At 58.1% G+C, this 24,810-nt stretch carries 24 protein-coding genes and 1 pseudogene; 5 read left to right on the forward strand and 20 right to left on the reverse strand.

What is annotated here, in order from left to right; genetic code table 11:
* Positions 1-146: 146 nt before the first annotated feature.
* Positions 147-524 (reverse strand): annotated as a pseudogene (locus KBY08_RS24335) (hypothetical protein); the annotation flags it as partial.
* A gap of 513 nt (positions 525-1,037) precedes the next feature.
* Between KBY08_RS24335 and KBY08_RS24340 the strand changes: the two are divergent.
* A complete protein-coding gene (locus KBY08_RS24340; protein ID WP_003348905.1) occupies positions 1,038-1,490 on the forward strand; it encodes a hypothetical protein in 453 nt (150 codons plus the stop codon).
* A 215-nt stretch (positions 1,491-1,705) separates the two neighbouring features.
* Here KBY08_RS24340 and KBY08_RS24345 read toward each other — a convergent pair whose 3' ends face one another.
* From KBY08_RS24345 to KBY08_RS24360, 4 genes are all read right to left on the reverse strand, one after another.
* On the reverse strand, positions 1,706-2,887 hold the full coding sequence (locus tag KBY08_RS24345; protein ID WP_024660294.1) for a glycoside hydrolase family 10 protein: 1,182 nt from the start codon (positions 2,885-2,887) through the stop codon (positions 1,706-1,708).
* 219 nt (positions 2,888-3,106) lie between these two features.
* A complete protein-coding gene (locus KBY08_RS24350) occupies positions 3,107-4,402 on the reverse strand; it encodes a glycoside hydrolase family 68 protein (RefSeq protein ID WP_011266606.1) in 1,296 nt (431 codons plus the stop codon).
* Between the two features lie 11 nt (positions 4,403-4,413).
* Positions 4,414-4,599 carry a Com family DNA-binding transcriptional regulator gene (locus KBY08_RS24355; protein ID WP_003403367.1) on the reverse strand — a complete coding sequence of 62 codons (186 nt, stop codon included), beginning with the start codon at positions 4,597-4,599 and terminating at the stop codon, positions 4,414-4,416.
* A gap of 510 nt (positions 4,600-5,109) precedes the next feature.
* Positions 5,110-5,550: an MEKHLA domain-containing protein gene (locus tag KBY08_RS24360; RefSeq protein ID WP_111522697.1), complete on the reverse strand. Its 441-nt coding sequence runs from the start codon at positions 5,548-5,550 to the stop codon at positions 5,110-5,112.
* A 377-nt stretch (positions 5,551-5,927) separates the two neighbouring features.
* Between KBY08_RS24360 and trpC the strand changes: the two genes are divergently transcribed.
* Positions 5,928-6,728, forward strand: coding sequence for an indole-3-glycerol phosphate synthase TrpC (trpC, locus tag KBY08_RS24365; protein ID WP_003423144.1), 801 nt, complete (start codon positions 5,928-5,930; stop codon positions 6,726-6,728).
* 292 nt (positions 6,729-7,020) lie between these two features.
* Here trpC and KBY08_RS24370 read toward each other — a convergent pair whose 3' ends face one another.
* The 6 genes from KBY08_RS24370 to KBY08_RS24395 form a co-directional block, all read right to left on the reverse strand.
* Positions 7,021-8,013, reverse strand: coding sequence for a LacI family DNA-binding transcriptional regulator (locus KBY08_RS24370; RefSeq protein WP_011266608.1), 993 nt, complete (start codon positions 8,011-8,013; stop codon positions 7,021-7,023).
* An 80-nt stretch (positions 8,014-8,093) separates the two neighbouring features.
* The gene (locus KBY08_RS24375; RefSeq protein WP_225651289.1) at positions 8,094-9,596 is read right to left on the reverse strand and encodes a glycoside hydrolase family 32 protein; all 1,503 of its coding nucleotides are present in this window, start codon (positions 9,594-9,596) and stop codon (positions 8,094-8,096) included.
* Positions 9,593-10,738 carry an ABC transporter ATP-binding protein gene (locus tag KBY08_RS24380; RefSeq protein WP_275086861.1) on the reverse strand — a complete coding sequence of 382 codons (1,146 nt, stop codon included), beginning with the start codon at positions 10,736-10,738 and terminating at the stop codon, positions 9,593-9,595. The genes KBY08_RS24375 and KBY08_RS24380 overlap by 4 nt, the downstream gene beginning before the upstream one ends.
* A gap of 27 nt (positions 10,739-10,765) precedes the next feature.
* Positions 10,766-11,608 carry a carbohydrate ABC transporter permease gene (locus KBY08_RS24385; protein ID WP_003403358.1) on the reverse strand — a complete coding sequence of 281 codons (843 nt, stop codon included), beginning with the start codon at positions 11,606-11,608 and terminating at the stop codon, positions 10,766-10,768.
* Positions 11,605-12,567, reverse strand: a complete 963-nt coding sequence (locus KBY08_RS24390; protein ID WP_024659753.1) for a carbohydrate ABC transporter permease — start codon at positions 12,565-12,567, stop codon at positions 11,605-11,607. Before KBY08_RS24390 ends, KBY08_RS24385 begins: the two co-directional genes overlap by 4 nt.
* 21 nt (positions 12,568-12,588) lie before the next feature.
* Positions 12,589-13,863, reverse strand: coding sequence for an ABC transporter substrate-binding protein (locus KBY08_RS24395; RefSeq protein ID WP_225651290.1), 1,275 nt, complete (start codon positions 13,861-13,863; stop codon positions 12,589-12,591).
* A gap of 167 nt (positions 13,864-14,030) precedes the next feature.
* Here KBY08_RS24395 and KBY08_RS24400 point away from each other — a divergent pair, with 167 nt between their 5' ends.
* On the forward strand, positions 14,031-15,608 hold the full coding sequence (locus KBY08_RS24400) for a carbohydrate porin (protein ID WP_111522695.1): 1,578 nt from the start codon (positions 14,031-14,033) through the stop codon (positions 15,606-15,608).
* A gap of 240 nt (positions 15,609-15,848) precedes the next feature.
* Here the strand turns inward: KBY08_RS24400 and KBY08_RS24405 are convergent, their stop codons facing one another.
* From KBY08_RS24405 to KBY08_RS24415, 3 genes are read right to left on the reverse strand one after another with little or no spacing between them, the layout of a single operon-like run.
* Positions 15,849-16,865, reverse strand: a complete 1,017-nt coding sequence (locus KBY08_RS24405) for an SMP-30/gluconolactonase/LRE family protein (protein WP_111522694.1) — start codon at positions 16,863-16,865, stop codon at positions 15,849-15,851.
* Between the two features lie 20 nt (positions 16,866-16,885).
* The gene (locus KBY08_RS24410; protein ID WP_096104054.1) at positions 16,886-17,455 is read right to left on the reverse strand and encodes a hypothetical protein; all 570 of its coding nucleotides are present in this window, start codon (positions 17,453-17,455) and stop codon (positions 16,886-16,888) included.
* A gap of 56 nt (positions 17,456-17,511) precedes the next feature.
* Positions 17,512-18,006, reverse strand: coding sequence for a YagU family protein (locus tag KBY08_RS24415; protein ID WP_111522693.1), 495 nt, complete (start codon positions 18,004-18,006; stop codon positions 17,512-17,514).
* Positions 18,007-18,138: 132 nt separating this feature from the next.
* Between KBY08_RS24415 and KBY08_RS24420 the strand changes: the two genes are divergently transcribed.
* The gene (locus tag KBY08_RS24420) at positions 18,139-19,059 is read left to right on the forward strand and encodes a LysR family transcriptional regulator (RefSeq protein WP_060406405.1); all 921 of its coding nucleotides are present in this window, start codon (positions 18,139-18,141) and stop codon (positions 19,057-19,059) included.
* 168 nt (positions 19,060-19,227) lie between these two features.
* Positions 19,228-19,383: a hypothetical protein gene (locus KBY08_RS24425; protein ID WP_003317799.1), complete on the forward strand. Its 156-nt coding sequence runs from the start codon at positions 19,228-19,230 to the stop codon at positions 19,381-19,383.
* A gap of 202 nt (positions 19,384-19,585) precedes the next feature.
* On the opposite strand, the gene KBY08_RS24430 is transcribed toward KBY08_RS24425, so the two are convergent.
* The 6 genes from KBY08_RS24430 to KBY08_RS24455 form a co-directional block, all read right to left on the reverse strand.
* Complete coding sequence (locus KBY08_RS24430) at positions 19,586-20,029, reverse strand: DUF421 domain-containing protein (RefSeq protein WP_003317797.1); 444 nt, start codon at positions 20,027-20,029, stop codon at positions 19,586-19,588.
* Between the two features lie 14 nt (positions 20,030-20,043).
* The gene (locus tag KBY08_RS24435) at positions 20,044-20,502 is read right to left on the reverse strand and encodes a hypothetical protein (protein ID WP_080435838.1); all 459 of its coding nucleotides are present in this window, start codon (positions 20,500-20,502) and stop codon (positions 20,044-20,046) included.
* Positions 20,503-20,766: 264 nt separating this feature from the next.
* Positions 20,767-21,909 (reverse strand): M20 family metallopeptidase, encoded by a 1,143-nt coding sequence (locus KBY08_RS24440; RefSeq protein WP_104683667.1) that lies wholly within the window; start codon positions 21,907-21,909, stop codon positions 20,767-20,769.
* A gap of 12 nt (positions 21,910-21,921) precedes the next feature.
* Positions 21,922-22,677 carry a glutamine amidotransferase gene (locus KBY08_RS24445; RefSeq protein WP_225651291.1) on the reverse strand — a complete coding sequence of 252 codons (756 nt, stop codon included), beginning with the start codon at positions 22,675-22,677 and terminating at the stop codon, positions 21,922-21,924.
* On the reverse strand, positions 22,674-23,789 hold the full coding sequence (locus KBY08_RS24450) for a phosphotriesterase (RefSeq protein ID WP_024661299.1): 1,116 nt from the start codon (positions 23,787-23,789) through the stop codon (positions 22,674-22,676). The genes KBY08_RS24445 and KBY08_RS24450 overlap by 4 nt, the downstream gene beginning before the upstream one ends.
* On the reverse strand, positions 23,786-24,805 hold the full coding sequence (locus KBY08_RS24455) for an ABC transporter permease (RefSeq protein ID WP_003371220.1): 1,020 nt from the start codon (positions 24,803-24,805) through the stop codon (positions 23,786-23,788). Before KBY08_RS24455 ends, KBY08_RS24450 begins: the two co-directional genes overlap by 4 nt.
* Positions 24,806-24,810: the final 5 nt, after the last annotated feature.

A 24,810-nucleotide genomic window follows, 5' to 3' on the forward strand; every position in this document is an offset into this window, starting at 1 on the left:
TAACGCGATCTGTCTTGGGCTTAGTCATGTCGTATCCTTGCGGCTATTGAGGCACCTGGCAAGGGATACGTTTTTCAGGGGCAAGGTCAGAGTGCCGTCGCGACAACCCTCCTGATCAAGGCTCCACGCCGGCTAATAGGTGATCGCTAAACCGGATGACGATGAAGGCTGGCAAAGTCAGCCTCCTTGGTTGTTATAAAGAACGACAGTCTTTTTTTGAGGTTCCGCGGCCAGGCACCTATTTTTGTCGCTTTGTTCAATTTTGTTAACACGTAGATAGTTTCGGCAAGAGCCTTTTTGCTCGACGCCTCCGCCTCTGGATCAATGGGATCGCTGGCCAAAGCGCGATTGTCCATGAGCATCTGCCACAGCTGCTGGTCGACGGTGTCTTCAGCCAAGGGTTGACGCCGTGCGCCCGGTCTTGCGAATCGGTGCTGGTCGCTGCGCGTGATTTGATTGCTCTCCTCTTGTTCTGCCTGGCTGAATATCACCGGCACAGTCTGCCGCTGTTTACCCTTCAGGTTACCCCGACCATTTTCGCCCAGCTGTATCAGGGTTGAAGATCAGGACTCAAGAGCAGTCGCTTTGAGTCCAATAGAAAAGGTGTCCTTCGGCAGCGCTATACATCGGCCGATAATGGCAGATTGAGTATGTCTACAAAGCTCTAACGCAGTTGATTAGCCTGACCTGCCGACCCATCCGGCCAGTTCCAGCATTTCGGGGCGTATATGTCGCATACATTCATTCTCAGCGAAGTGAGCAATGAGGATAGGTGGGCTTTATGATGTATTGCAATTGTCATATTAAAGCGCAGCTCTATGGTAGCTCTGATGGACCACGCGGTTTCCTGATGCTACGCGATGGGCAATTGGCAGCCGCAGGCTGACTAGTTCATAAATGGTATGCAGTACATACCCGAAAATTGTAACATTGCCAACGTAGGTAACAGTCTCAGTACGTTGACGCAACGTCATCCATAGAACCAGACGAGGAAAAGTGAAGTGAAATTAATCACAACGGTAACCACAAGTCTGCTAATGCTCATGAACGGTGCTCACGCCGAGGGACTGACCACCTCGGTGGATGGTAAAGAACTGACGGTTAGCTTCGGTCAGCCCACCATTAAGCAAGTGCTGCATTACCGTAAAATGTACGACAAAAAACCGTTCCCCGATGCCGAAATTTATTATTACGATAACGGCACCTACAAACTGATTTCGCAGGGTGAAAACCACTATGGCGTTTACTCCATAGAGGGCAATGTAGATGAGGAAACTTTCACTGTGCGTTTCATTTCTCTGCCTTCTAGCGACTGGGGGAATAAAACGGCCTTTCATCAGTTAACGTTCGTTCGTGGAGACAAGCAAAACATATTCATCCAGAACGCTATTGTTGATACCGGCGAGGCCCTTGCCCAGCAGAACGGCACCTATACCCAGGAAAAAAATACCGTCACGAATCCGGTGTCTACCACGTGGAAAAATAAATAATCTTCATGGAGCGTCTAGTCGTGGAGCTACGTCTATATCCAGCCGCCCGGAAAATTCACCATGACATCCGTTGCGCATCTCTCAGAAACGGAAACTTGAGCATGATTTCAACGAACGGTTGAGCCAATATTGCCTGTATTGAGCGGGCGAAATCCATTTTAAAAAAGCCCGCTTATTACAGGGGCTTCCCCATTGCGCAGAAGCCCAACAAAAAATTAGACGTCGGCCCAGCGACGCTTCAGGTAATCAACCACCTGCTGTGTCTGCGAAGCCCGCAGAAACATATGTCGAAAAAACATGCACCCGGACACCTCAGCCAGAGAATCATTCAGGTCAAGCTGACGAGTCATTTCAGGCACGCCCCCCTCAACAGTCCAGTCTGGCTCGGCTGCTGATGCCGTTCCCACTTTATACAGAGCCATACCAATATATAGCGCTGTGCCGGTACCCCTGACGGTATCCGCCCACCACTGGGTGATGACGTCATAGCGGGCAACCTCCCGGGCAAACGGCCAGTAGACCTGCGGGGCGATATAATCAATGATGCCGTCAATGACCCATTTCCGGGTGTCTGCGTACGCGAAATCGTAATTAGGTGCACCGGCCTGCGTATCAGACCCCAGCGGGTCGTCAGATTTATTCCGCCAGACGCCTGCCGGGCTGATACCAAGCAAGACATCCGTGTTAACGGCGGCTATTTTTTTATGGCATGCATCAACCAGCGAATAAGTGTTATTCCGTCGCCAGTCGGCCTTTGTGGTAAAGGTCGTATTGTAGGTCTGGTAGGTCGCATCATCATTGAGCAGGGAATCGGCGGATTCATAATAAAAATAATCGTCGAACTGAATCGCATCCACATCGTATTGAGTGACAATCTCTTCAACGATACTACTCACCCACGCCTGAACTTCAGGTATGCCGGGATCGAGAACAAAGCGTTTCGCTGAAGTGCCTGTCCATTCAGGATGCAGTTTAAACACACTGGCCGGCGAGTCAGAGGATGAGTTATTCAGCTCTTCTATTGTGGCATCACTGATGTTCATTGATACGCGGTACGGGTTTACCCATGCGTGCAGCTCGATATGACGAGCGTGCGCCTGCTCAACAGCATAAGCCAGTGGGTCGAAGCCGGGATTTTTTCCGAGCGTCCCCGTCAGGTATTTCGACCATGGAAGCAGGTCTGATGCATAGAATGCATCTGCGCAGGGAACAACCTGGAATATAACCGCAGTCATTTTCATGGCCACAATGTCATCAAGAATGCTGGTCAACTCTTCTTTCTGTGTACTGACACGTGCAGCCTCATCAGTGATGGCCAGAGATGAGACTGACGGCCAGTCAAGATTCGTAACAGTTGCGACCCAGGTCGCCTTGAGATTTTTGTTCGCGGTCACCATTGCGGTTTCTCCTGTGTGCAGGGTTCTGAGGAAACGAAATACGCTGTCCATGCATGGGCATTTTGAAATGCCTGTTCATTAACGAGTACGACACCTTCCAGGACGCTTGTAGGTAACCATGGCCGAGCAGATCATCGCGATGAGCGAGTTGCCGGGCTGAACGCCTGAAGAACGCCTGCTTGCACAGGCGTTCCTCAGGCATCGTACGTGGACGGCGTGTCAGCTCAGTTGCACGTCTTTCATCGCAGGAATGTAACCGTAGTCATATTCTTCCTGCACGAACGAGCGATCCCCCTTCAACAGGATTCTCACCGTCGGCGCCTCGGTGCCGCCGATACGATAATCCTCACCTTCGGTGGGCACGCTGTCGATGAATGAAGTCACCAGGCCGTTCGGCATGACGCAGTGGGAATACGTCTGGAAAGGCTGCTCGGGCGGATTGCCGAGCACCAGGCCGGAAGCGTTCATTGGCCGGTACGGGCCGAACAAATGTTCGCCGACAAAACCGTAGACACCGTCTGGTCCTGTAATACCATCGGCATACGTAAACTTGTGACTGATGGTGAACAAGTAATACTTGCCGTCCTGAAAGACATAGTGCGGACGCTCGGTCTGATCGTTCACGCCGACGGCTGTCACCAAGGGCGGAAGTATTTCCCACTCTTCACCAGTGAGATCTTTTGCGACCGCCAGGCCGATACAACCTACCTGGAATCTGGCCCCGCCCACGTCTTCATGACCTGGTGGCACAGGACCCAGCTCGACACTCCCTACTGTGTGCGAGCCGCGTTCACCGGCGACGTTGCCTTCAAACACCATGTACAACTTGCCGTCACGGGGGTCAATGAACGGGCTGGGGTCGCGAAAGTTCCAGCTCGAGTTCTGCGCTTCGGTTTGATAATAGGTGCCGTCGGCCTCGAACAGCTTTTTGACCTGGGTAAAGTCTTTCAACTCCACGCCCTGATCGGACGTCACAATACGACCACGTACTTTGGCGATCGCTGCGCCGGGCGTGACGCAGGTGTAATAAAGATCGATATCGCCTTTGTCATTCAACAGTATGGGTGTGCCCGCCCACTCTCGTGTGGTGGGCGATACCCCCTCGGCCATTACACGACCACCAAAGATCCAGTCCTTGCCGGTACGCGAGTACCAGTAGCACATGCGTGCGCGGCCATGACGATCTTCCCAGTCACGCTTGATGTCATAACGGCCATTGGCGTCGAGGTATTGCGGATCATTGGGGTGGCGGTCAGCCGTCAGGGTCAGGATGACCGACCAGCCGTTGACCGAAACCACCGTGCCATCCAGCTCGCGCAGCGGCATGGTGTCCCAGATGAATACCGTATCACTCATGACCGGGAAGTCCGCACTGACCAGTGGCTGCGTGGTGGTCGGGTCATTTTCATTGACCTTCAGCGCATCGGCGCGGGACCAGACAGTGGGTGCGTAGTTGATGTGACCTGCTAGAGGACTATTTTTGAGCTGGCTTACAGCAGAGCTGCTAGTGGACATAATTGATACCTTTAAATAGCTTTGGGAGGCAGCAGCGACGCTGCTGTACCTCTTTCGCTCAAAGGCGATAACTCAAGGCTCGCGGCCTTCACATGATTCAGCGTCCCGCAGCGGGAGCACTTGATTTGGAGTTCGGTGTAGTCACCCATGCGAGCCAGCAGCTTCTTGCACTGTCCGCATCGGTAGTCTTTCAACATTTGCACGGGTCTCCTTGTATTTCGCCCAATGAAAAACCCCGCCGAGGCGGGGTTTGGGGTGGATCGCAATGTATCGGTTGGCGCTGTTAAAAAGCCCGTATCCGATGGCTGCCCTGAGGCGCAAATCGCATATCGTGGTGTCTTTTTACCCGCATCCGGAAAGTCTGGAAAGAAGCACTTTCGGGGAAGGTCGAGTCTGGCCGGAGTTCAACAAGAGTTCGACCACAGCTGCGCAATCGACCCGGATAAACGGTGCGAGACAGCGCTTTGATTGGAGGCACGGTGCTTCAGGCGTGTACAAGGTCAGTTGATTCCAGAGCACGGGCGCAGCCATGAATGAAACGACCAGCTTGAGGTTATTGGACGTTTGACGAGGGTATAAATCTGCACTGGAAAGCGGGACTTCTGCGTCATCGAATCCGCAGGATGGAGCGTAGGGCGATGCTTCTGGACAAGGTGGTTGGTCAGGTTGTCTGCTCGAGCAGGAGCAGACAACCATTCCGGAAAACCTTAATCCACAACGCCGATACGCTGTTCATCCGGCCAGAACAACGCGGCTTGCCCGCACGCCTGGCCCTGCGAATTCAATAAGGTCCACACCACACCTGCGTAGATCATGAACAGTTGATTATTCGCATCCACTCGCCAGCCGCTGTAGCCCTCAGCGATGCCATTGGCGGTGACTTGCTCCAGCAATACCTGACGCTGAGCACGGTCGAGCTCCGAGGCGCTGAAACGTGAGGGCATGCCGATGAAACTGTCGCGCGGGTACTTGAAGCATTGCAGCGCGCATTCGTTCACGTAGGTAAAGCGCGGGTCCGCGGCGCCATCGTGGGCCAACAGGCTATAGGGAGCTTGTGTATGCAGCCAGGTGAGGCGTTGTTGCGAGTCCAGTTGCCGAGGGGACGGCAGTCCGTGGCCGGTCCAATGTCGGTAGCTTTCATCGAGCATCTGTATGAACTGTTCTTGAGACACCTGTCACCTCGCAAAGAGCACGCAAAGATGCTTTTATCAGAGACTTTATTTCTGAAACAGCACGCTATATCCAGGCGGCAATGGCAAGTTGATGCTGTTTTGCCATCTTGGTCGCCTTGCTTACATAAAAGGGTGCGTTACCGAAGAGCATATGCTCTGGGTTTACATCATAAGCTATTATGATATATTTAACGCGCATGATATTTAAAGATTGATAAATTAAATTTAATTATTATTTGTCGGTCAGTGAAGGTAGTCTGGTTTGACTTTTGCTAGAGGGCAAGAATCAGCGTTCTTGCGTCAAGCACACAGGAATTAATGTAATAAACTGCCCGCTAATATGAGTGACTGTCATGAGTGATATTCTAAACAAAATAAAACATTACAAACTTCAGGAAATAGAGGCGGCGAAAGCTGACTTGCCATTCAGCCGCCTCGAACAGCGTGCCCTCGAACAGTCCAGCCCACGCGGTTTTTATAAAGCACTGAAAGCAAAAGAGCAGCAGGGTCTGATAGGCTTGATTGCAGAAATAAAAAAAGCCAGTCCATCAAAAGGTCTGATTCGCGAAGACTTCAACCCTCCTGAACTGGCGAAGGCTTATGAAACCGGTGGCGCTGCCTGTTTATCCGTTCTGACCGACACGCCAAGCTTCCAGGGCTCGCCGCAGTTTCTCATTGACGCGCGAAACGCTTGCGCCCTTCCTGTGTTACGAAAAGACTTCATGTTTGATACGTATCAGGTGTATGAGGCACGTGCCTGGGGCGCGGACTGCATATTGCTGATCATGGCTTCATTGAGTGATGACCTGGCTGCCGAACTTGAAAGTGCTGCCATGACGCTGGGGATGGACGTCCTTGTGGAAGTGCATGACGAACATGAAATGGAGCGTGCGCTGAAACTGTCTTCCCCGCTGCTCGGCGTCAATAATCGCAACCTGCATACCTTCGAAGTAGACCTCGGCACAAGCGAGCGACTGGCATCCATGGTGCCCGCAGGCAAACTGCTGGTCGGCGAAAGTGGTATCGGCAACCATAATGATTGCCTGCGACTCAAGAAGTCCGGCATCACTACCTTTCTGGTCGGCGAAAGCCTGATGCGCAAAGAAGATGTTGTGGCGGCGACAAGAACACTGCTGACCGGCAGTGCGGACTGACACGTATCAAGCTCCCGGGTCAGAGGGGCGGTTGTGCGTTCCTCTGATGCAGCCTGCGGATATTCCGGACGTAAGCAGTTGTTTGCTCTGAATGCTATGGAATCACTATCCATAGCATCCCCAACGGTCCGACATGAAGCAATAGGCAACCTTTAAAGCGACAACCTCGCCACCAGCTTGCTCATCCCTATGGCCAGCGTTTCGAAGTTGAAAATCAGAACTCAAGAGCCGACGCTTTTATTGGGCTCGTCCCGCGTGACGACTCGATGCGTGAGCTATCCCACGCAAGGCTTCATAACGATTCTCTGACCACCAGCGGGCAGTCCACAGGCTGGGAGCCCGACACTTCAATGCTGTCGATCAAGTGCCGGGCGGCGTTGCGACCGATCTCGTAATACGGCAGTTGCACCGTGGTCAGCGCAGGGATGAAAAGCTCGGCGATGCCGATCATGTTGTCATAACCCAGTACGGCGACATCGCCGGGGATTTTCAGGCCCTGGCCGAGCAGCAGCTGGTAGGCACAAAAGGCAATGCGGTCATTGCCGCAGATCAGAATGTCGAACTGTGGACGGCCATCCAGCATATGCCGGGCGAGGATGGCGGCGGTTTCCCAATAGGCGTCGTGTTCGGACAGGTTGTATTGCAAGAGTTCGTCGCGAGCCAGACCGAATGCCTCGCAGGCACGCTGCATACCCGCCTGGCGGATTTCCCAGGCCAGGCTCTGTTTTGGCAGGTTGATGAACAGCGGGCGTCGATAGCCCTTGCTGAACGCGTGGTGCAAGGCACGGTACTGACCCATTTCGTCGTCCGGCACATAACTGACAAGGCTGCTGTCATCGGCTACGCAGTTGGCGAGCACCAGCGGTTTGCTCTTCAAGCGCTGCGGGATACTCACTTTGCGCAAGCCCATGGCGCTGAAGATCAACCCGTCTGGGCGATGTGAGAGCATCAGGTCAATGTTCTGGTCGGTGGGCGGGTTACTCAGCAGGTTGAGGATAAATACGTTCCAGCCTGCCTGCTGCGCGGTCTGTTCGATGGACAGCAGCAGCTCGACCGCAAAAGGCGTCGTTGCGGTGTCCAGGGCGAATACGCCGATGGTCCGGGTCTGCAGGTTGTCGCCGCGTATCCGGCGAGCCGACAGGCTGGGTACGAATTGAAGCTCATCGATCGCGTTGCGCACTCGCTGATAAGTCTCCGGGCTCAGCTTTCCCGGATCATTGAGCGCCCGAGACACCGTCATCAGAGACACACCGGCCAGTTTTGCAACGTCTTTAACTGAGGTCATGCGGGTCGGGGCCTGTCGGGTTGACTGATGATTATCATGCTACAGAGAGCTGATTTTTTTCGCGACTTCAATGATTTACCTTACAGGTATCCGGAGGAGAGCTGCCATGCGTTGGCAATGCAGACTCGGCCTCCTGTGCCGTTGGCAACAAGCTTGACCCCCAGGCTGTCGGTCTGTGGATAAAGGCGGCTGCTGAAGCTGAAACTGCCGTTTTGCTCGAACACCTCAATGGACGAGCGATCAAGGAAGATCCGCAGTTCAAGCTGATTCTGTTGTGGATCTATCGCTACGCTGCGCTGACCGCTGACGTGGGTGCCCGACTGAGTACGGTCGAGGATCAAACGTTTTAGCGACGCATCGTAGCAAAGCAGAGTCTGCTCCTGGCCATCCTGACTGCAACGCAATGCCACGCCCAAGTGCCCTTCGATGCAGTCGAGCAGGTCCAGCTGCACGTGGATTTCCAGCATGTCGCCGTGTATGTCGGTCAGCCACTGGCAACCCGCGTCGCTCCACCAGGCAGTGCCTGGCAAGGCTGCGTTGCGCAGCGCTGTCAGTTCGCGTGCGGGCTGCACGCAAAGGCGATCGGCGCGCACTTCAAGTTCTCGCGGCAGGCCGAGCATGCCGCGCCAGTGATGCGCCTCGGTGGGTGTCGGGCTTTCCCACATGTCGATCCACGCCCACAGCAGACGTCTGCCATCTGCCGCCACCAGCGTCTGCGCCGCATAGAAGTCGTGGCCGCTGTCCAGCTCGATAAAAGGCCCGCCGGTGAACTGCCATTGACTGTCGACCTGGCCCACTCGATAGCCGGTGTGGAACCTGTTCAGTCGCTCGTAGCGCTGTGCCGGCATGCCCTGGGGGGAGTAAAGCAGTACGTCGCGTTCATTGAGGCCGAACAGGTCCGGGCATTCCCACATATAGCCGTCGCCTTCCTCGCCTGAGGACACATAGCTGACGAATTCCCACGCGTGCAGGTCCTTGGATCGATAGAGCGGCAGCAGCGGTTTGTCGCCCAGGCGTGCGCCGGCAATCAGGTACCAGTGGCCGTCCTGTCGCCAGACCTTCGGGTCACGGAAATGAATCATCCCGTCTTGCGGCGGGGTGTCGATAACGGCCCCGTGTTTGACGAAACTGATGCCATCGGTGCTGGTGGCCAGGCACTGCACCTGACGGATAAAACGCTCGTCGCCCACGTCACCCAGCCATGTGTGCCCGGTGTAGATCAGCGCCAGGGTGTCGCCACACACCACTGCACTGCCGGAAAAACAACCGTCCCGATCGAAGTCATCACCGGGTGCCAGGGCAATGGGCAGGTGTTGCCAATGGACCAGATCGGCACTCTTTGCATGGCCCCAGTACATCGGGCCCCATTTCGCGTCGAACGGGTGGTGTTGATAGAACACATGATATTCGCCACGAAAGAACACCACCCCGTTGGGGTCATTCATCCAGCCTGCCGGCGGGGCCAGGTGGTAACCGGGCCGATAATCGTGGATGAGCTGCGACAGGCCCTCTTCCAGCGCATGGTGCGCGCGTTCGAGGGCGGGGGACATCGGGTTGCTCATGGCATTCACGGAAAAACTCATAGGGTGCCTGCTTGTACGAGGTGCGGTGTGGTGCCGGGTGTCAGGTGTTGACTGGCGTCTGTGTGGCGCTTCAGGGCCAGGCCATCGGCGTCGAACAGGTGCAGGTTGCTGTCGTCGAATTGCAGCGCGACCTGGTCACCCACCTGCCAGCCAGCCTTGGCATCGCAGCGACAAATCAAGGGCTCGCTCGCCCCGGTAGCCAGGTGCACATAGACCTCGCTGCCCAGGTATTCGACACCGGATACCGTGACGCCAACGCCGTTGTTCGCAGCATTGAGGGTGATGTGCTCCGGGCGCACACCCAAGGCCAGTTGCGCATCCTCGGTCAGATTCGAGCTGTCGAAGGGCAGGGATTTCATGCCCAGTGCCGGGATATCGATCAGGCTGCTGCGACCCGGTGCCTGCAAGCTCACGGGCAGAAAATTCATTCTTGGCGAGCCCAGAAAACCGGCGACGAAGAGGCTGGCAGGACGCTCGTAGAGTTCGCGTGGTGAGCCGACCTGTTCGACCTGACCGCCGTTGAGTACGACAATCTTGTCCGCCAGGGTCATCGCCTCTACCTGATCGTGGGTGACGTAGATCATCGTCGAGCCCAGACGCTTGTGGAGGCGGGCGATTTCGTTGCGCATCTGAACCCGCAACGAGGCATCCAGGTTGGAAAGCGGTTCATCGAACAACAGGATGTCCGGTTCCCGCGCCATGGCTCGGCCCATGGCCACACGCTGGCGCTGCCCGCCGGACAGTTCCCTGGGCTTGCGCTGCAGCAGTTTGTCCAGTTGCAGGATCTGCGCGGTTTTCAGCACGCGTTCGCGCAGGCTGCTTTTTTCCGTCTTGGCCAGCTTGAGGCCGAAACTGATGTTGTCGTAGACGCTCATGTGCGGGTACAGGGCGTAGGACTGAAAGACCATACCGACACCACGCTCGCGTGGTTCCAGGTCATTGACCCGTCGTCCGTCGATCAGCAGGTCGCCAGCACAGATCGAATCCAGGCCGGCGATCAAGCGCAGCAGCGTCGACTTTCCGCAGCCCGACGGGCCGACGAACACAACGAACTCACCGGCAGCGATCTCCAGGCTGACGTCGCGCAGAATACGCGTGCCGCCCAATTGCTTGTTGATGTTGGCTAGCTTCAATTTCATCACGATGCTGTTCCTTGTCAGTTGTGTGCATCAACCTTTCAACGCGCCGGCAGTGAGGCCGGAAACGATGCGGCGCTGGAAGATCAGCACCAGAATCACCAGTGGCACGGTCACCAGCACCGACGCCGCCATCAACAGGCCCCAGGGCAGTTCGTGGGAGCTGCCACCCGAGATCAGGGCGATGGCGACCGGGACCGTTCGTTGCGCGTCTGTCAGGGTGAAGGTCAGGGCAAACAGGAATTCGTTCCACGCGGCAATGAACGCCAGCAGGCCGGTCGTGACCAGGGCGGGCCACAGCAACGGCAACAACACGCGGGTCAGCGTGACCCAGGGCGATGCGCCATCCATGATTGCCGCTTCTTCCAGTTCATGCGGCAGTTGCCCCATGAACGTGGTCAGCACCCAGACGGTGAAGGGCAGGGTGAAAATCGTGTAGCTCAGGATCAGCGCCCATGAGGTGTTGTACAGACCCAGTGCGCGGATCACTTCAAACAGCCCCGACAGCACCGCGACCTGAGGAAACATGGAGACCCCGAGCACCATCATCAGTACCGTGCCGCGGCCTCGGAACTTGACCCTGCCCAAGGCATAGGACGCCGTCAGGCCGAGGAACAGCGCCAGCATCACCACACTCAGCGCAACCACCAGCGAGTTGGCGATGGCCTGCAGGAATGAAGCCTGGCTGAGGACCGCTGCGTAATTGGAGAAGTCGGCTTCGGTGATCCAGTAGCTCACTTCAAACAAGGCGCTGGACGGTTTCAGCGAGGTCAGGACGGCGTAATAGAAAGGGAAGATCGCGTACAGCAGCACGACCCCGACCAGGCCCCAGAAGGCCAGGCGCAGCAGCGCTTTCTTCAGCGGGCGCAGGTTCATGAGCGCACCTCCAGCTGGCGACGTCCGAGGTACAGATAAAGCATGGCAATCACGGCCACGACCAGAAACAGCAGGGTGGAGGCGGCGCTGCCGTACCCGACGTCCTGGAACTCCACCAGGTGCTGGCGGGCATAGACCGACATGCTCATGGTGCTCGAAGAGTTGGAGGTCAGGACGTAGATGACGTCGAAGACCCGCAACGAGTCGAGGATGCGAAAGATTGCGGCGACCAACAACGCGGGCATCAGCAACGGCAATGTGACACGCCAGAACACCCGCACCGGATGAATGCCATCGACCCTGGCGGCTTCGTAGCAATCGCTTGGCAGCATCTGCAGTGCCGCGAGCATCAGCAGGGTGACAAAGGGCACGGTCTTCCAGACATCGACGATGATTACTGCCCACATCGACAGATCCGCATCTGCCGTCCAGGCCAGTGGCGCGTCAATCAGGCCCAGGCTCAGCATCATGTGGTTGATAATGCCGAACTGGTCATTGAGCATCCACGACCAGATCTTCGCCGAGACGATGGTCGGAATCGCCCAAGGGATCAGAATCAACGCACGCACCAGCGCGCGGCCGGTGAACTTGACGTTCAACAGCAACGCCACCATCAGTCCGAGGACCATTTCCAGCCCGACCGACACCACGGTGAAATGCAGGGTGTTACGCACCGCGTTCCACCATTGCGGATCGACCAGCACGCCAGACCAGATGACGCCGTCGTAGAGCAGATAATTGCTCAGGCCCACGAATGAGCCACTGCCGGTATCCGACAGATCGGCGTCGGTCAGGCTGAACCAGAATGTGCGCAGCAATGGCCAGGCCGCCACCAGCACCAGGCACACCAGCATCGGCGTCAGAAACAGCCAGGCGGCGCGTAGCCTGCGACGTTGTACAGGCGTTTCCCGGGTGACGAGTTCGTCGTCTCCGGGGTAGTCGGTAGAAGAGACAGGCATGTTGATTTCCTTACGTGTGGCTTACCAGTTCCGGCGTTTGATGCGGGTCAGTTCGAGTTCCAGTTCGACCAGTGCCTGATCGACCGGAATATCGCCCGCCAGCACGCTATGCACCCGATCGAAGAAGGCGTTGGAGACGCGTGGGTAGCCGTTGGCCGTGATGGCGGCGGGGCGCATGACCCCATTGCTGAGGATGCTGTGCAACTGGGGGTAGTAAGGCATCGCCGCGAGCAACTCGGGGTCGGCATACAGCGACTCGATGACCGGGTTGTAGGCACCTGCCAGGGCACGCTGTTTTTGCTGTTGGGCGCTGGTCAGGTAGGCAACCAGTTCTGCCGCCAGCTTGGGGTTGCGGCTGTAGCGCGAAACCGCCAGCCCCCAGCCTCCGAGCGTTGAAGCATGGGTGCCGTTCGCGCCGCCGCTGGGGAGGGGCGCTACGCCAACCTTGTCTTTTATCGCGCTGTCCTTGCTTTGCACCAAGGCCCACACGTAAGGCCAGTTGCGCATGAACAGCGCATTTCCCGACTGGAACACGCCACGGCCTTCTTCCTCGGTGTAATTGAGGACGCCGGGCGGGGAGATGTCGCCGACCCAGCTCTTGGCCAGGGTCAGCGCGACTCGTGAGGCCTGGCTGTTGACCACGATGTCTCCGCGCGGGTTGACCAGTCCGCCGTCCGGCTGGCTGCTGATCCATTCCAGGGCGTTGCATGTCAGGCCTTCATAAGCGCGCCCCTGGAACACATAGCCCCACATCGTGGCGTTCCCGGCATCGCGCTCGGCTTTTTGCACTTTTTTGGCGGTAGCGGTCATGTCTTCCCAGGTCTGGGGGACCGGCTGTTGGTACTTGTCGAGCAGATCCTTGCGGTAATACAGCAGCCCCGAGTCGGTAAACCAGGGCATCGACACCAGCCGGCCGTCGACGGTGGCGTTGTCCACCTGGGCCTGGAAATAGCCTTGTGTTGCATTTGCCGGAAGCAGTTCGCGCAGGTCCGTCAGGTGTTTGGCGAGCATCCCCGGCCACACCATGTCGATTTGAATGATATCGATGTCGGTGGACTGGGCACTGAGGATCTGCTGGTAGAACGACAGGCGCTCGGTCGCAGAGTTAGGCGTGGAAACCACCTGGACGTTGTTGCCGGTCTGTTTTGACCAGCTATCGACTGCCTCCTTGCACAGTTGCAACTCAGCACCGACGGCCCCACACGAGATCGTCAGATTGGCGGCGTTCGACAGCGCAGGAAACCCTGCAGACAGGGTGAGCAGCGCGGCGGGAAGAAGAGATTTCAGCTGTTTCATAGAGCCCTCTTTATTTTTGTTTTTATAAAAGTTAACGTTAACATCGTCAATGTAGCAGCGTATTTTCGATGTGGCACCCTTTTTTCTTCGATTTGCACAATTTTGTGTTGAGGGAAAAAGGCCCGGCCAACGTCACGAAAACAATAAAAACAAAACAGGAAGTCCACATGCAGAACGCATCAAGATGGCTACTCGCAGGGGTACTCGGCACCTCGACAACCGTCTCTCAGGCCGCGACTCTGGAAGAACGGATGGCCGCTTTTGAAGCCCGTGCCAGCGCTGCGGAAAAACGTGCAGCCGCAGCCGAACAGCAAACCCAGGCGCTCGCCAGGGAACTGCAGCAACTCAAACTCGCCACCCCCGCTGCGCAGCCTGCCGCGCCTATTTCCGCGCCGACTGTGGCAGCCAGTCCACAGCCCGCTCTGGATGATCGCGTAGCAAAACTCGAAGCCCGCCAGCAAAGCATGGAGAAGCCAGGCGGTGTCGGACACCTCACCGACGGGTTCAGCTTCAAGGGCTATGCTCGCTCCGGCCTGTTGATCAACGACGGATTGGGCGGCGGTCGCGGCGGGCCTTATACAACACCCGCGGGTTCAGTCGGTGGGGCGGTCGGACGGCTGGGTAACGAAGACGACACCTACATGCGCTTCGATCTGTCGAAAGAGATCTACGCGCAGAACGGCACGCGCTCCAAGTTCACGGTCTCCATCGCCGATGGCGTTGAAAGCTATAACGACTGGACACCCACCGAAAGCAGCCTGAACGTGCGTCAGGTATTTACCGAACTCGACCACATCGCCGCCTTCAAGGGTAATTCAGTGTTCGAGAACTCCACCCTGTGGGCCGGCAAGCGCTTCGACAGGGATAATTTCGATATCCACTGGCTGGACTCGGACGTGGTCTTTCTGGCCGGGACCGGTGGCGGTATCTACGATGTGCAGATGACCAGGGACTGGCGCTCGAACTACTCCCTGATCGGACGTAACTACGGAGATTTCAGTGAGGGCGGCGTCGATGCCGATGTGGAAAGCTACATCCTGACCTCCAACCAATTCTTCGACAATGGTCAGTGGCAGTGGATGTTCAACGCTATTGGCGCAAGGAAAAACGACGTCGGTACGCGCACCAATCAAGCCGGTTTTGCACCCGCAGATTCAGGCCTGCACACCATGTTGGCCAATCACCAGAAAGACTTTTTCGGCCGCGAAGGCTTCTTCAAGACGGCGTTGCTCTATGGGCAGGGCCTGGGTGCACAGGTCAAGGACATTGGTTCGGATGGCGAACTGCTCGACGACGCCCGCGCGTTGCGTCTGGCCATGTATGGCGAGACGCCTATCGCGCCGGGATGGCGTATCGGCCCGAGCCTGCTGGCCGAGCAGAGCAAAGACCGCTATGTCAAAGGCGACGATTACCGCTGGCTCACGCTGAACATGCGCCTGGCCAACGAGATCAACAGCAACTTTGAGATGGCCTACGAGCTGAGTTGGCAAACCATGGACCTCGACCCCAAAGGCTACCTGCAACGCAATGCGGTCGACGGTAACTTCTGGAAGTTTACGGTTGCGCCGACCTTCAAGCCGGACATGGGTGACCTGCTTACGCGTCCCGAACTGCGAGTGTTCGCAAGCCTCATGAACTGGTCTTCGGACCTGGACCGCTACAGCACGACCGGCAACTTCGGCAAAAGCGACTTCAATTCCGGTGGTGTTTGGCAGTTCGGTATCCAGATGGAGACCTGGTTCTAGACTCTGTACGAAAAGTGGCTGCGCTCGGTGATGCTTCGTTAAAAACAGGCTCGGATGCGAGTCCAATCGGAATGCTCATTTACAACACGTAGACTCCGCTTCCTCGCCTGTTTTTGCCTCGCCTGACCTTCGCTCGCCGACTTTTCGTACAGAGCCTAGGCATCGTATTCAAAGCCCGGCGCCGTGTGCCGGGCTTTGAATCGGTCTACTGCTACCCAATGAGCATCGGGACAGTCCGTCCTACTGACCAGCTACGCTCTTCGTCACCTGCACCCTGAGCACCTTGTTGGCAGCGGTAATGTACGCCCAGCTTGCCTGCTCGCTGGAGCAGAATGTCAGGTTGCTGGTATCGGCCGCCGCGACCAGCAGTTTGCCCAGTGGCTTGCCTGCTGCGGAAAACACCTGAATACCTTCCTTGCTGCTGCTCCACAGGTTGCCAAGCGCGTCGACTTTGATCCCGTCAGGGATGCCGGGCTCGATGTCAGCGAACACTTTGCCGTTGATCAAGCGACCGTCGCGCACCTGATAGACCATGATGCGATGTGCCAGCTTCTTGTTGGTGAAGTCGTGGGCCATTTGTGAGTCGGCCACATAAAGCAGCTGCTGATCCGGCGAGAAGGCCAGGCCGTTGGGCGAGTGGACTTCGGGCGTGTCGAGACGGGTGATCTGCCCGGTGTCGGGTACGTAACGATAGATGAACTCACCGCCTTGCTCGGGCTTGCCGCCATAGCCTTCGCTTTTGCTCAGCACACCGAAAGTGGGATCGGAAAACCAGAGAGCGCCGCTTTTATCTGCCACGACATCGTTCGGGCTGTTCAGCCGTTTGCCCTGGTAGGTGTCGACCACTGTACGCCACTCACCATTGGACTCCTGCCGCACGATGCCACGCTTGCCATGCGAGGCCGCCACCACACGGCCCTGGCCGTCGAGCGTATGCCCGTTTTGAAAGTCGGCCTTTTCCAGCCAGGTGGACACGCCATCCTTTGCCTGCCAGCTGCTGACCTTGTTGGCCTTGATGTCACTCCAGATCAAACGGCCATCGGCCAGGCACAGCGGGCCTTCTGCCCACTTCGCCTGATCGGTGAGCAGCTCGACGCGGGCCTGGGGGGCAACCAGTTGACTGAAGGCCGGATCGATAACGACTTGCCGGACAGGGGCGACGGCGTCGGTTGCGCCTGCTGAACCTGCAGCCAGGAGCGCACCGCCCAATAACCATGAGGAGGGGCGCAGGACGCGTTTTTTACAGGTCGGTTTCATGTGTTCAGGTCCGTATGCGATCAGTAGGCACAACTGCCATTGGTACGTTTGTCAGCCGCACCTGGTTTAAGTTTGATGATCAGTTGAACATTGGGTTGATCACCCACGGTGCGCGTCAGGTGGCCTACACGCTCGTCATCCGGACGCGGCCGGGACCGGGTGTCGGCATTGAACTGCATCTCTCCCGGTCCTTGCACCAGCACACTGCCATCGGTGGTTTCCACCGACCATTGCCCCTGCAGGGTGATCACCCATTGTGGCCCCGGCGCGTGGTGCCAGTTGCCGACGTATCCCACTGGCAGCACCGCGTAGGCGATGCTTTCAATATCGTCAGGGGAGACGCCGACCCATTGCGGCGCGGCTGGCGGGGCATAGCTTTTGAACTCCAAGCCTTCCAGCCGGCAGTGGCCCACATGCGTGGCACCTTTTTCGTCAGCCCACAGCGTGGCATATGAAACAGGCGGTTGCAGTTGACCGTTGCTGTGAGTCAGTTGCGTAGACTCTTTCGGCACCGATTGCACGTCGGCATTGGCACTCGCCATGCCCGCGCAGGCGGCGCAGGCCAGAGCCAGGGTGTATAGAGATTTCATCGGGTCACTCCGTTTACAGGGAAATTCCAGGTGCCGGTCGCAAGGCAGCGCGCTACTCAGGCCGATTGGCTGTGAGGCAGCCAGCGCTGCTGCAAATCCCGCCGTATGACTTCGATCACCCACATCCACAGCAAGTGCCCGAACGTTTCCGATAACAACTCCGAGGCAGGCAACTCCCACAGCGGCGGTGCCCAATGGAACGCCGGCAGGATGACGCCGTGAAACCCCAGGGTCACCAACAGGCCGAAACCCAGACCCTGCCACAGGGCGGCGCGCGGATACCTGAGTACAAGCAGGCAATAGAACATGGCGAAGAAGATGGAAAAGCCATGGTGGACCAGGGCACTGCCGTAATTCACCACATGCTCTGAATACACATAAGTCAGTTGCTGAGCGTTGATGCCCAGCGAATCAAGCATCTCCATAGGCGGGACCGGGCGGTCCGGCGTGCGAGGCGGGAAGGGGATCTCTGTACCCCATTTGATGAAACTGGAAACATTGCCCCCGACAAAGCCGGCCAGTGCGGCGACACCGTACGCTCGCGTGTTCAAATCAGCGCCCCTTCTTCATAGACCAGGCTGTGAGCGATCTCGCCCCTAGCCGTTGAACCATGAAGTATGTGCAACGCTCATTTATTTGTAACATACTAATTTGATAGCTCATTGATACTAAAAAAATATCAGATGATTGATTTGAAATTGATGCGTCAGTACGTGGTGGTCGCTGAAACCTTGAATTTTCGCAAGGCCGCGCAGCGCTTGAACATGTCACAGCCGCCCCTGAGCGTTGCGATTCGTCGTCTGGAAGAATGCTTGGGTGTGCAGTTGTTGCAGCGCAGTACGCGCTCCACGCAACTGACCGGCGCGGGCGTGGTGTTTCTGGCCGAGGCTCGGCAGACACTGCTGCAGGCCGAACGGGCCTGTGAAATGGCACGTCGCTCTGCGGCAGGCATGCTCGGCACGATTCGCCTGGGCTTTGTCGACAGCGTGGTCGATGGTTTGCTGCCGGCGCTGCTGCGTCGCTATCAGGCAGCCAACCCGAACGTCGACATTCAACTGCAGGAGGCCACCCCTCCCGAGCAGCTTGAAGGCCTGCGCAATGAGCGGCTGGACGTCGGCATTCTGGTATTGCCGGTCATCGACCCGGGCACTATTCATATCGAGCCGCTGTTCGAGGACCGCATGGTCGCGGTGCTGCCGCAGGACCATCCCTTGGCCGAGCAGACGTCCATCGGTCTTGCGGAGCTGGCAGACCAACCGTGGATTCTGTTCGCCCCGCATCATGGCCCGGGCATGCACTCGCACATTCTGCTGGCCTGCGCCAGTGCAGGCTTTACCCCTCGGGTCGTGCAACAGCCTCGCCAGATGCAGACCACGGCCGCGCTGGTCGCCGGAGGAATGGGCGTGGCGCTCATGCCGCAGCGCTATGCCCGACGTCAGCCTGGGCGGCTGGCGTGTCGGGAGATAACTGGGCCAGGCACACCTGTTGCCTATGTGCTGGCGCTGGCGTATCGCGAGCTGTCTCCGTGTGCGCAGTCTTTGCGCGAAGTGGTCATGGAGCTGGTTCAGTCGCCGGCGTTCAGGCTGTCGTCCGCTGAGTCATGACGCCGTCGCCTCAACTCGGGCCGGAACCCGCAACTCGCCCCTCCCGGCAGGTGCCGGTTCAAATGCACTGAACGCCTTGCAACGGCCTGACTCCAAATCTTGCCCCGGCGCTCAAACAATGCAGCACGTCGATGGGTGTTCGAATCCTCTGCCAATCAAGGAATTCCCATGACCGATCCACGTAACGTTGCCCACGACAAAAAAGTCCAGCAAGAGAAAAAGAACCACGGCGAAGAAATCGCGCCGAATGCCGAGCACGCGCCTCAGCCAGGGATGAAGCCGGCACTCAAGCACGATGATGACGAGCAGGAAGAGCAGGCGTAAGCCAGTGATCTGATCGTGACCTTTTGGCGGTGCTGGCTGATGTCAGCACCGCCAGGTGGCGCATTCGATGCCATCACTTCAGGCACCCAGCCTGACTTGATCGGTAAAGATGTTCAGGATGTCGCCATGAAACTCTGCGCAGGTAAGTTTTAGCGCTGATTCGCGGGTCGCCTTGCAGCCGTCCCTGACCACTTGCAGACCTTCATTTGAACGGTATGACCGATATCTCGCCGTTCCTTTCAATGATCGCGTACCTGATGTCCTTCATCTCCACGATCCCTTGCGTGGTTCGTGCGGCCTCCATCACATCGGATTCACTGATGCGCGCCTCTCTCATTCGTTTGGTCAGTGGCTTGCCGTCTTCGACGATAACCGTGGGGCCGCCATCCAGAAATTTGGCCAGCCGCTTCGATCGGCGTTTGGCCAGGGAAAAGCCGACGTCTATGGCGATAAGGGTGGAGATGATCAGTATCGCGTTGGTCACCGAAAAATCATCGCCCAGCAGCGCTTGCTGAGTGGCCTCGCCAATGATCAGCAACAAGACGAAATCGAAGGTAGTGAGGTCGGTAAGGGAGCGGCGTCCGGCAACACGAAACAAGACCATCAAGACAAAATAAATCGCTGCTGCTCTGAGCACTGCATCCATAAATCGCTTTCTCTCTACGGGTAGATAAACCTGGGCATCGGCAGCGTTTCGCCACCCAGCATATGCATTTGCCCTCGGTACAGTCCCACCCCGTTACTGCGAACAGTCAGGTACAAAGTGGCTAAACCGTCCTTGTCAGCCTGCATCGGAATGACCAGATCACGGCCTTCGCTGTGAAGGGGCGCGGGCTGGGGGTTGAGGTTCTCGATCGATACGCCTTCGAGCAGTCCACTGCCGACGACCAGATAACGCATTTCGGAGGGGGCGCCTCTGGACGTGACAATCATATCGTCCTGACTGCCGTTGCGGCTGAAACGCTCGTAGCTCACCTGCAGTTTGCCATCTGCCGTTTGAGGCTCGACCTGGCTCAACGGCCCTTTGGAAAACAAACCGGCAAGGGTCAGCACTATCAGTACAATCAGGCCTGCCCAGCCGATGCGCTCAAAGCGCCAGACTCGACGCTGCTGCGCCATATCTTCCTGGACGGGATATGACCGGCTGCGGAACTCATGGTCGTCCGCCTCATCACCGCGTAGTGCCATTAACGTGCTGTCCATTAGGGAAATTTTCTAGGCACCTTATTACGCGTTCAACCCGTCCGCTGTCCAGAACGGTTTACATCCTTGTCATGGCTATGCACGTTCCAGGTGAGTGGCTGCCTTGCGCAGCCGGTTTGAATGTGAGCCGAGCGAATGCCGACGAGGAGGGCTATGAAGGGCTGGTGAGAGTATCTTGCGTCAGTCGTTCATCGGCGCGTGCATGACTGTCCAGTCTTCGATCAATCCGGCATACAGTTCGACGCATTGCTGAAGTTTGTCGACTTCACAATACTCATCGACCTTGTGCGCCATGCCGGGCTCTCCCGGGCCGAGAATAAGGGTAGGCGGATAGCCGATGGCGGGGAGCAGCACCGCGGCATCGGTAAAGTAGGGCACCGCCTTTTCCTCCAGGGGGGCGTCATGCAAGGCCTGACAGCGTGCAAAAACCTGTTGCACCCAAGGCTCGTCGGGGCTGGCACAAATACCAGGCAGATCAATCAGGGTGCTCAGTTCCGCGCTGCTGCCCAGATGGGCCGCCAGTCGTCCGCGAATCTCGTCGTGGTCCAGATTCGGTGCAGTGCGCAGGTCCAGGGTGAACGCTGCGTAGTCCGGTACCGAGTTGATGTTAAGGCCGCCGCTGATAGTGCCGACGTTCAGCGTCGGCTTGCGCATGAGCGGATGGGCAGGGCCTACTTCAAAGGTCTGCGCGCGGCCAATGTGTTCGGCGGCCAGATAGATAGCGTTCACGCCTTCTTCCGGCATGGCGCCGTGGGCCGTCAGGCCATGGCTGGCGCAGCGCAGCCATAGCGCGCCTTTGTGTCCGAGTATCGGGTAGTTGGCCGTCGGCTCTCCGATCAGCAGTGCGCCCAGTTCGCCCAGCAAATGGGGCGCGTCACTGCACAGGGCCTTGGCGCCGTCACAGCCGGTTTCCTCTCCGCCGGTGAGTATCAGCCGAACGCCGGGCCCGCGCCGAATGGAATCACGGCTGCGCTGGCAGGCCACGATGAAGGCGGCAATGCCCGCTTTCATGTCGCTGGACCCTCGCCCGTACAGCCGGCCATCGACGATCTCACCGGCAAACGGCGAGTGACTCCAGGTGGCACTGCCGAGCGGCACGGTATCCAGGTGGCCGGTGAACCCCAGCGGTTTGCCGGGGCCGTCGCCCTCAAGCCAGGCGACCAGATTGAAACGGCGCTCACCGAAACGCTGCAGCTCGCAGACAAATCCGTGGCGGGTCAGCTGCTCGGCAAGAAAAGCCGCACACGCTTCTTCATCGCCCGGCGGGTTGAGGGTCTGGAACGCCAGCAGGGCTCGGGTCAGGGCTATAGGGTCATCGAGCATCGGAGCCTCCGGTCAGGTACGGCGGGTCAGCCAGTCGAGGCTGTTGATCCAGAAGCGGCGATAGCCTTCCCAGTCGAGAAAAGCTTCCGGCAGCCAGTGTTCGGAAAGGTCGCTGGTCCACGCCAGAGTGCGTCCGGCACCGACCTCGCGCGCGGCAAACAACGGGTGCCGAGAGCCTTCGACGGTGGCCAGCAATTGAGCTTCGGGATGCAATTCAACTTCGTTGTAGCCAAGCAGGTAAGGCCATTCGCCGCCCAGGCCTCGCAGTATCGGGTGATCGCTGTGGATCTGCGGCAGAAAGCCTTCCGGCACTTCGACACGGTCGTCGTAAGGCAGGCAGCGTACGGGCAAGACTTCCTCGACAGGCGTTCCGCGGTAGCGCGCGCCGCCGTTGATGCCTTGAAAGCTGAAGTAGCCGCCGACCATCATCAATGCACCGCCCTGCAAGACGTATTCGCGAAGGGCTTTGAGGCGGTTGGGCGTGCGCTTGCCACGCAGCCAGGTGTCGGGGTGCAGCAGCAGGGTATTGGCACCGATGTCGGAGAGGATCACCGCCTGATACTGACTGAGTGCTTCAACCGTGGCCGGAAAGTCGGTCTGGGCCTGATCGGCGCACATCTGCGTGATCTGATAGTCGCTGTCTGCCATCGCCGCGAGCAAGCGCCGCGCGCCATTGTGCGCAGTGACGCTGTCGAACTGATCGAAGCCTTTGATGTGGGTTGACGTGCTGACCCATGATTCGCCAGCCAGCAATACGGACTGTTTCATGACGTTGCATTCCTCTGCGATGAAAAAGGAGCCTGGAAGCCGCGCTGGAAGACCCGGCGCGGGTTGTCGATCAAAAGGTTTTCGAGTTGTTCACCGGTAACGCCATGACGGCGCAGGCGCGGGACAAAGTGTTTCAGCAGGTAGCCATAACCATGACCGCCATAGCGAGTCAGCATGGTTTTCAGAAAGACGTCCTGAGACAACAGCACCTGCGAGCCGAAGCCGTGCTCGATCAGGGCGACGATGGCCCGTGCGTTTTCCTCATCGCTGGGCGACTGCGCGTGCTCGTCGGCGAAGTAGTAACCCATGCCGATCATGTCGTATTCCAGAAACGCGCCGCGTGCCGCCAGCGCATGCTGATACACCGGATCGCTGTGGCTCGGGTTCATGTGGCACAGCACCGTGTGGCGCAGGTCGGCGCCTTCTGCCTCAACGATGTCCAGTACCCGGTGGCCGAGGCGCTCCCAGCCTGGCAAGTGCACTGAAAGCGGCACGCCGGTCGCGGCACTTGCACGGGCTGCGGCGCGCAGTGATTTCTCTTCGTCAGCCGTGAACGCGGCGGAAACACCAATCTCGCCGATCAGGCCGGCAATCACCTCGGGCTTCTCTTCACCACCACCCACGTCATGAATGATCTGCTCCGCCAGCTGTTCCACCGAGCGTTCATGCACGTAATGCGGGTGCGAGGGTTCCAGATAGAAACCGGCACCCATGATGATATTCAGGCCGGTCAGACGGGAAATTCGCTGCAAGGCCTGCGGGTCGCGGCCGATGCCCAGATTGGTCGGATCGACCACCGTTTCCCCGCCCAGCGCCCGGTACTTCAGCAGCTCCTCACAGGCCAGGTCGACATCGAACAGCTGACAGTTGTCGCGGCTGACCAACGGGTTCATGTGCAGTTCGCCAAGCAGCTCAATGCTCACCGGGCGCTCGGCCAGGTGTCGCTCGCCGCAGCAACTGGGTGCCACCCACTTGCCCGAAGCGTCGAGCAGAATGTGTTCGTGCATCAGGGTGACGCCAAGGCGCTCGACCGGCACCGGCCCCAGCACCGTCATGGCATGGCCGCTGTCGACCCCGAGGGGCAGGGGTGAAGGATGACGAAACAGGCTCATGCTCCAGCCCTCCCGAGTGGACGGCCGGTACGTAGAATGCGTGTGTTCAGCCAGATCGCCAGCAGTACGATCAGGCCCGTGGCGATTTGCGTGTAAAACGGTGAGACGTGGGCCAGAATCAGCCCGTTCTTGATCGCGGCCATGGTCAGTACCCCTAACAGTGTGCCGACAATCGTGCCGAAGCCACCGAACAGGCTGGTACTGCCGAGGACCACGGCAGCAATCACTTCCAGTTCGAAACCTTCGCCCTGATTCGAGGAACCACTGCCCAGCCTGGCGGTGACGATCATGCCGGCCAGCGCGGCCGCCATGCCACTGAGCATGTAGACCCGCAGCAGCACACCGCGATGATTCACCCCGGCGCGGCGCACGCTTTCAGCGTTGGCACCGATGCCCGTGAGGTAGCGGCCAAAACGCATTTTGCCGAGCACCAGCACCCCGCCCAGCGTGACCAGCAAGGCCAGCCAGGCGGTCAGCGGCACGCCGAGAAACCAGCCGCGACCGAGGGCCAGAAACGCCGCTTCTTCGCGTGGGACGGGGATCGAATAGCCTTGCGTCAGCAGCATCGCCAGGCCACGAATAATGGTCAGGGTGGCGAGGGTGACGATAAAGGCCGGGATGCCCGCGTAGGCGATGAAGTAGCCGTTCAGCGCCCCGATCATCGCGCCGACCGCAAGCCCGCCGAGCAGAACCAGCGGCCAGGGCAGGTGCCAGGCATTGAGCGCCATGGCCGCCAGCGCACCGACCAGCGCCAGGGTCGAGCCGACCGACAGGTCGATGCCGCCGGTGGTGACCACCAGCGTCATCGCCACCGCGACAATCAATAACGGCGCGTTTTGCCGGATAACGTTGAGCAGGTTGGCACCGCTTAAAAAGTTATCGGTCACCAGTGCGAACAGCACAAAGCACAGGGCGAAAAACAGGCCGATGCTGACCACGCCGGGAAAATCATGCAGCAGGCGCTTGAACAGCGACTGCGGCAGAATGCGTTGGCGCGTGAGATCGAGCGTTTTCATGGCGT

It is taken from the genome of Pseudomonas sp. P135, assembly GCF_020312125.1.
GTDB classification, from domain to species: Bacteria; Pseudomonadota; Gammaproteobacteria; order Pseudomonadales; family Pseudomonadaceae; genus Aquipseudomonas; species Aquipseudomonas fragariae.

What these genes read in the sequence shown, in the direction of transcription:
- KBY08_RS24410 (WP_096104054.1), bottom strand. Translation starts at nt 17,455, where the DNA reads ATGAAATCTCTATACACCCTGGCTCTGGCCTGCGCCGCCTGCGCGGGC.
- KBY08_RS24360 (WP_111522697.1), bottom strand. Translation starts at nt 5,550, where the DNA reads ATGCTCGATGAAAGCTACCGACATTGGACCGGCCACGGACTGCCGTCC.
- KBY08_RS24445 (WP_225651291.1), bottom strand. Translation starts at nt 22,677, where the DNA reads ATGAAACAGTCCGTATTGCTGGCTGGCGAATCATGGGTCAGCACGTCA.
- KBY08_RS24345 (WP_024660294.1), bottom strand. Translation starts at nt 2,887, where the DNA reads ATGGTGACCGCGAACAAAAATCTCAAGGCGACCTGGGTCGCAACTGTT.
- KBY08_RS24425 (WP_003317799.1), top strand. Translation starts at nt 19,228, where the DNA reads ATGACCGATCCACGTAACGTTGCCCACGACAAAAAAGTCCAGCAAGAG.
- KBY08_RS24420 (WP_060406405.1), top strand. Translation starts at nt 18,139, where the DNA reads ATGATTGATTTGAAATTGATGCGTCAGTACGTGGTGGTCGCTGAAACC.
- KBY08_RS24430 (WP_003317797.1), bottom strand. Translation starts at nt 20,029, where the DNA reads ATGGATGCAGTGCTCAGAGCAGCAGCGATTTATTTTGTCTTGATGGTC.
- trpC (WP_003423144.1), top strand. Translation starts at nt 5,928, where the DNA reads ATGAGTGATATTCTAAACAAAATAAAACATTACAAACTTCAGGAAATA.
- KBY08_RS24385 (WP_003403358.1), bottom strand. Translation starts at nt 11,608, where the DNA reads ATGAACCTGCGCCCGCTGAAGAAAGCGCTGCTGCGCCTGGCCTTCTGG.
- KBY08_RS24395 (WP_225651290.1), bottom strand. Translation starts at nt 13,863, where the DNA reads ATGAAACAGCTGAAATCTCTTCTTCCCGCCGCGCTGCTCACCCTGTCT.
- KBY08_RS24370 (WP_011266608.1), bottom strand. Translation starts at nt 8,013, where the DNA reads ATGACCTCAGTTAAAGACGTTGCAAAACTGGCCGGTGTGTCTCTGATG.
- KBY08_RS24350 (WP_011266606.1), bottom strand. Translation starts at nt 4,402, where the DNA reads ATGTCCACTAGCAGCTCTGCTGTAAGCCAGCTCAAAAATAGTCCTCTA.
- KBY08_RS24450 (WP_024661299.1), bottom strand. Translation starts at nt 23,789, where the DNA reads ATGAGCCTGTTTCGTCATCCTTCACCCCTGCCCCTCGGGGTCGACAGC.
- KBY08_RS24440 (WP_104683667.1), bottom strand. Translation starts at nt 21,909, where the DNA reads ATGCTCGATGACCCTATAGCCCTGACCCGAGCCCTGCTGGCGTTCCAG.
- KBY08_RS24435 (WP_080435838.1), bottom strand. Translation starts at nt 20,502, where the DNA reads ATGGCGCAGCAGCGTCGAGTCTGGCGCTTTGAGCGCATCGGCTGGGCA.
- KBY08_RS24390 (WP_024659753.1), bottom strand. Translation starts at nt 12,567, where the DNA reads ATGCCTGTCTCTTCTACCGACTACCCCGGAGACGACGAACTCGTCACC.
- KBY08_RS24405 (WP_111522694.1), bottom strand. Translation starts at nt 16,865, where the DNA reads ATGAAACCGACCTGTAAAAAACGCGTCCTGCGCCCCTCCTCATGGTTA.
- KBY08_RS24455 (WP_003371220.1), bottom strand. Translation starts at nt 24,805, where the DNA reads ATGAAAACGCTCGATCTCACGCGCCAACGCATTCTGCCGCAGTCGCTG.
- KBY08_RS24400 (WP_111522695.1), top strand. Translation starts at nt 14,031, where the DNA reads ATGCAGAACGCATCAAGATGGCTACTCGCAGGGGTACTCGGCACCTCG.
- KBY08_RS24375 (WP_225651289.1), bottom strand. Translation starts at nt 9,596, where the DNA reads ATGAGTTTTTCCGTGAATGCCATGAGCAACCCGATGTCCCCCGCCCTC.
- KBY08_RS24340 (WP_003348905.1), top strand. Translation starts at nt 1,038, where the DNA reads ATGCTCATGAACGGTGCTCACGCCGAGGGACTGACCACCTCGGTGGAT.
- KBY08_RS24355 (WP_003403367.1), bottom strand. Translation starts at nt 4,599, where the DNA reads ATGTTGAAAGACTACCGATGCGGACAGTGCAAGAAGCTGCTGGCTCGC.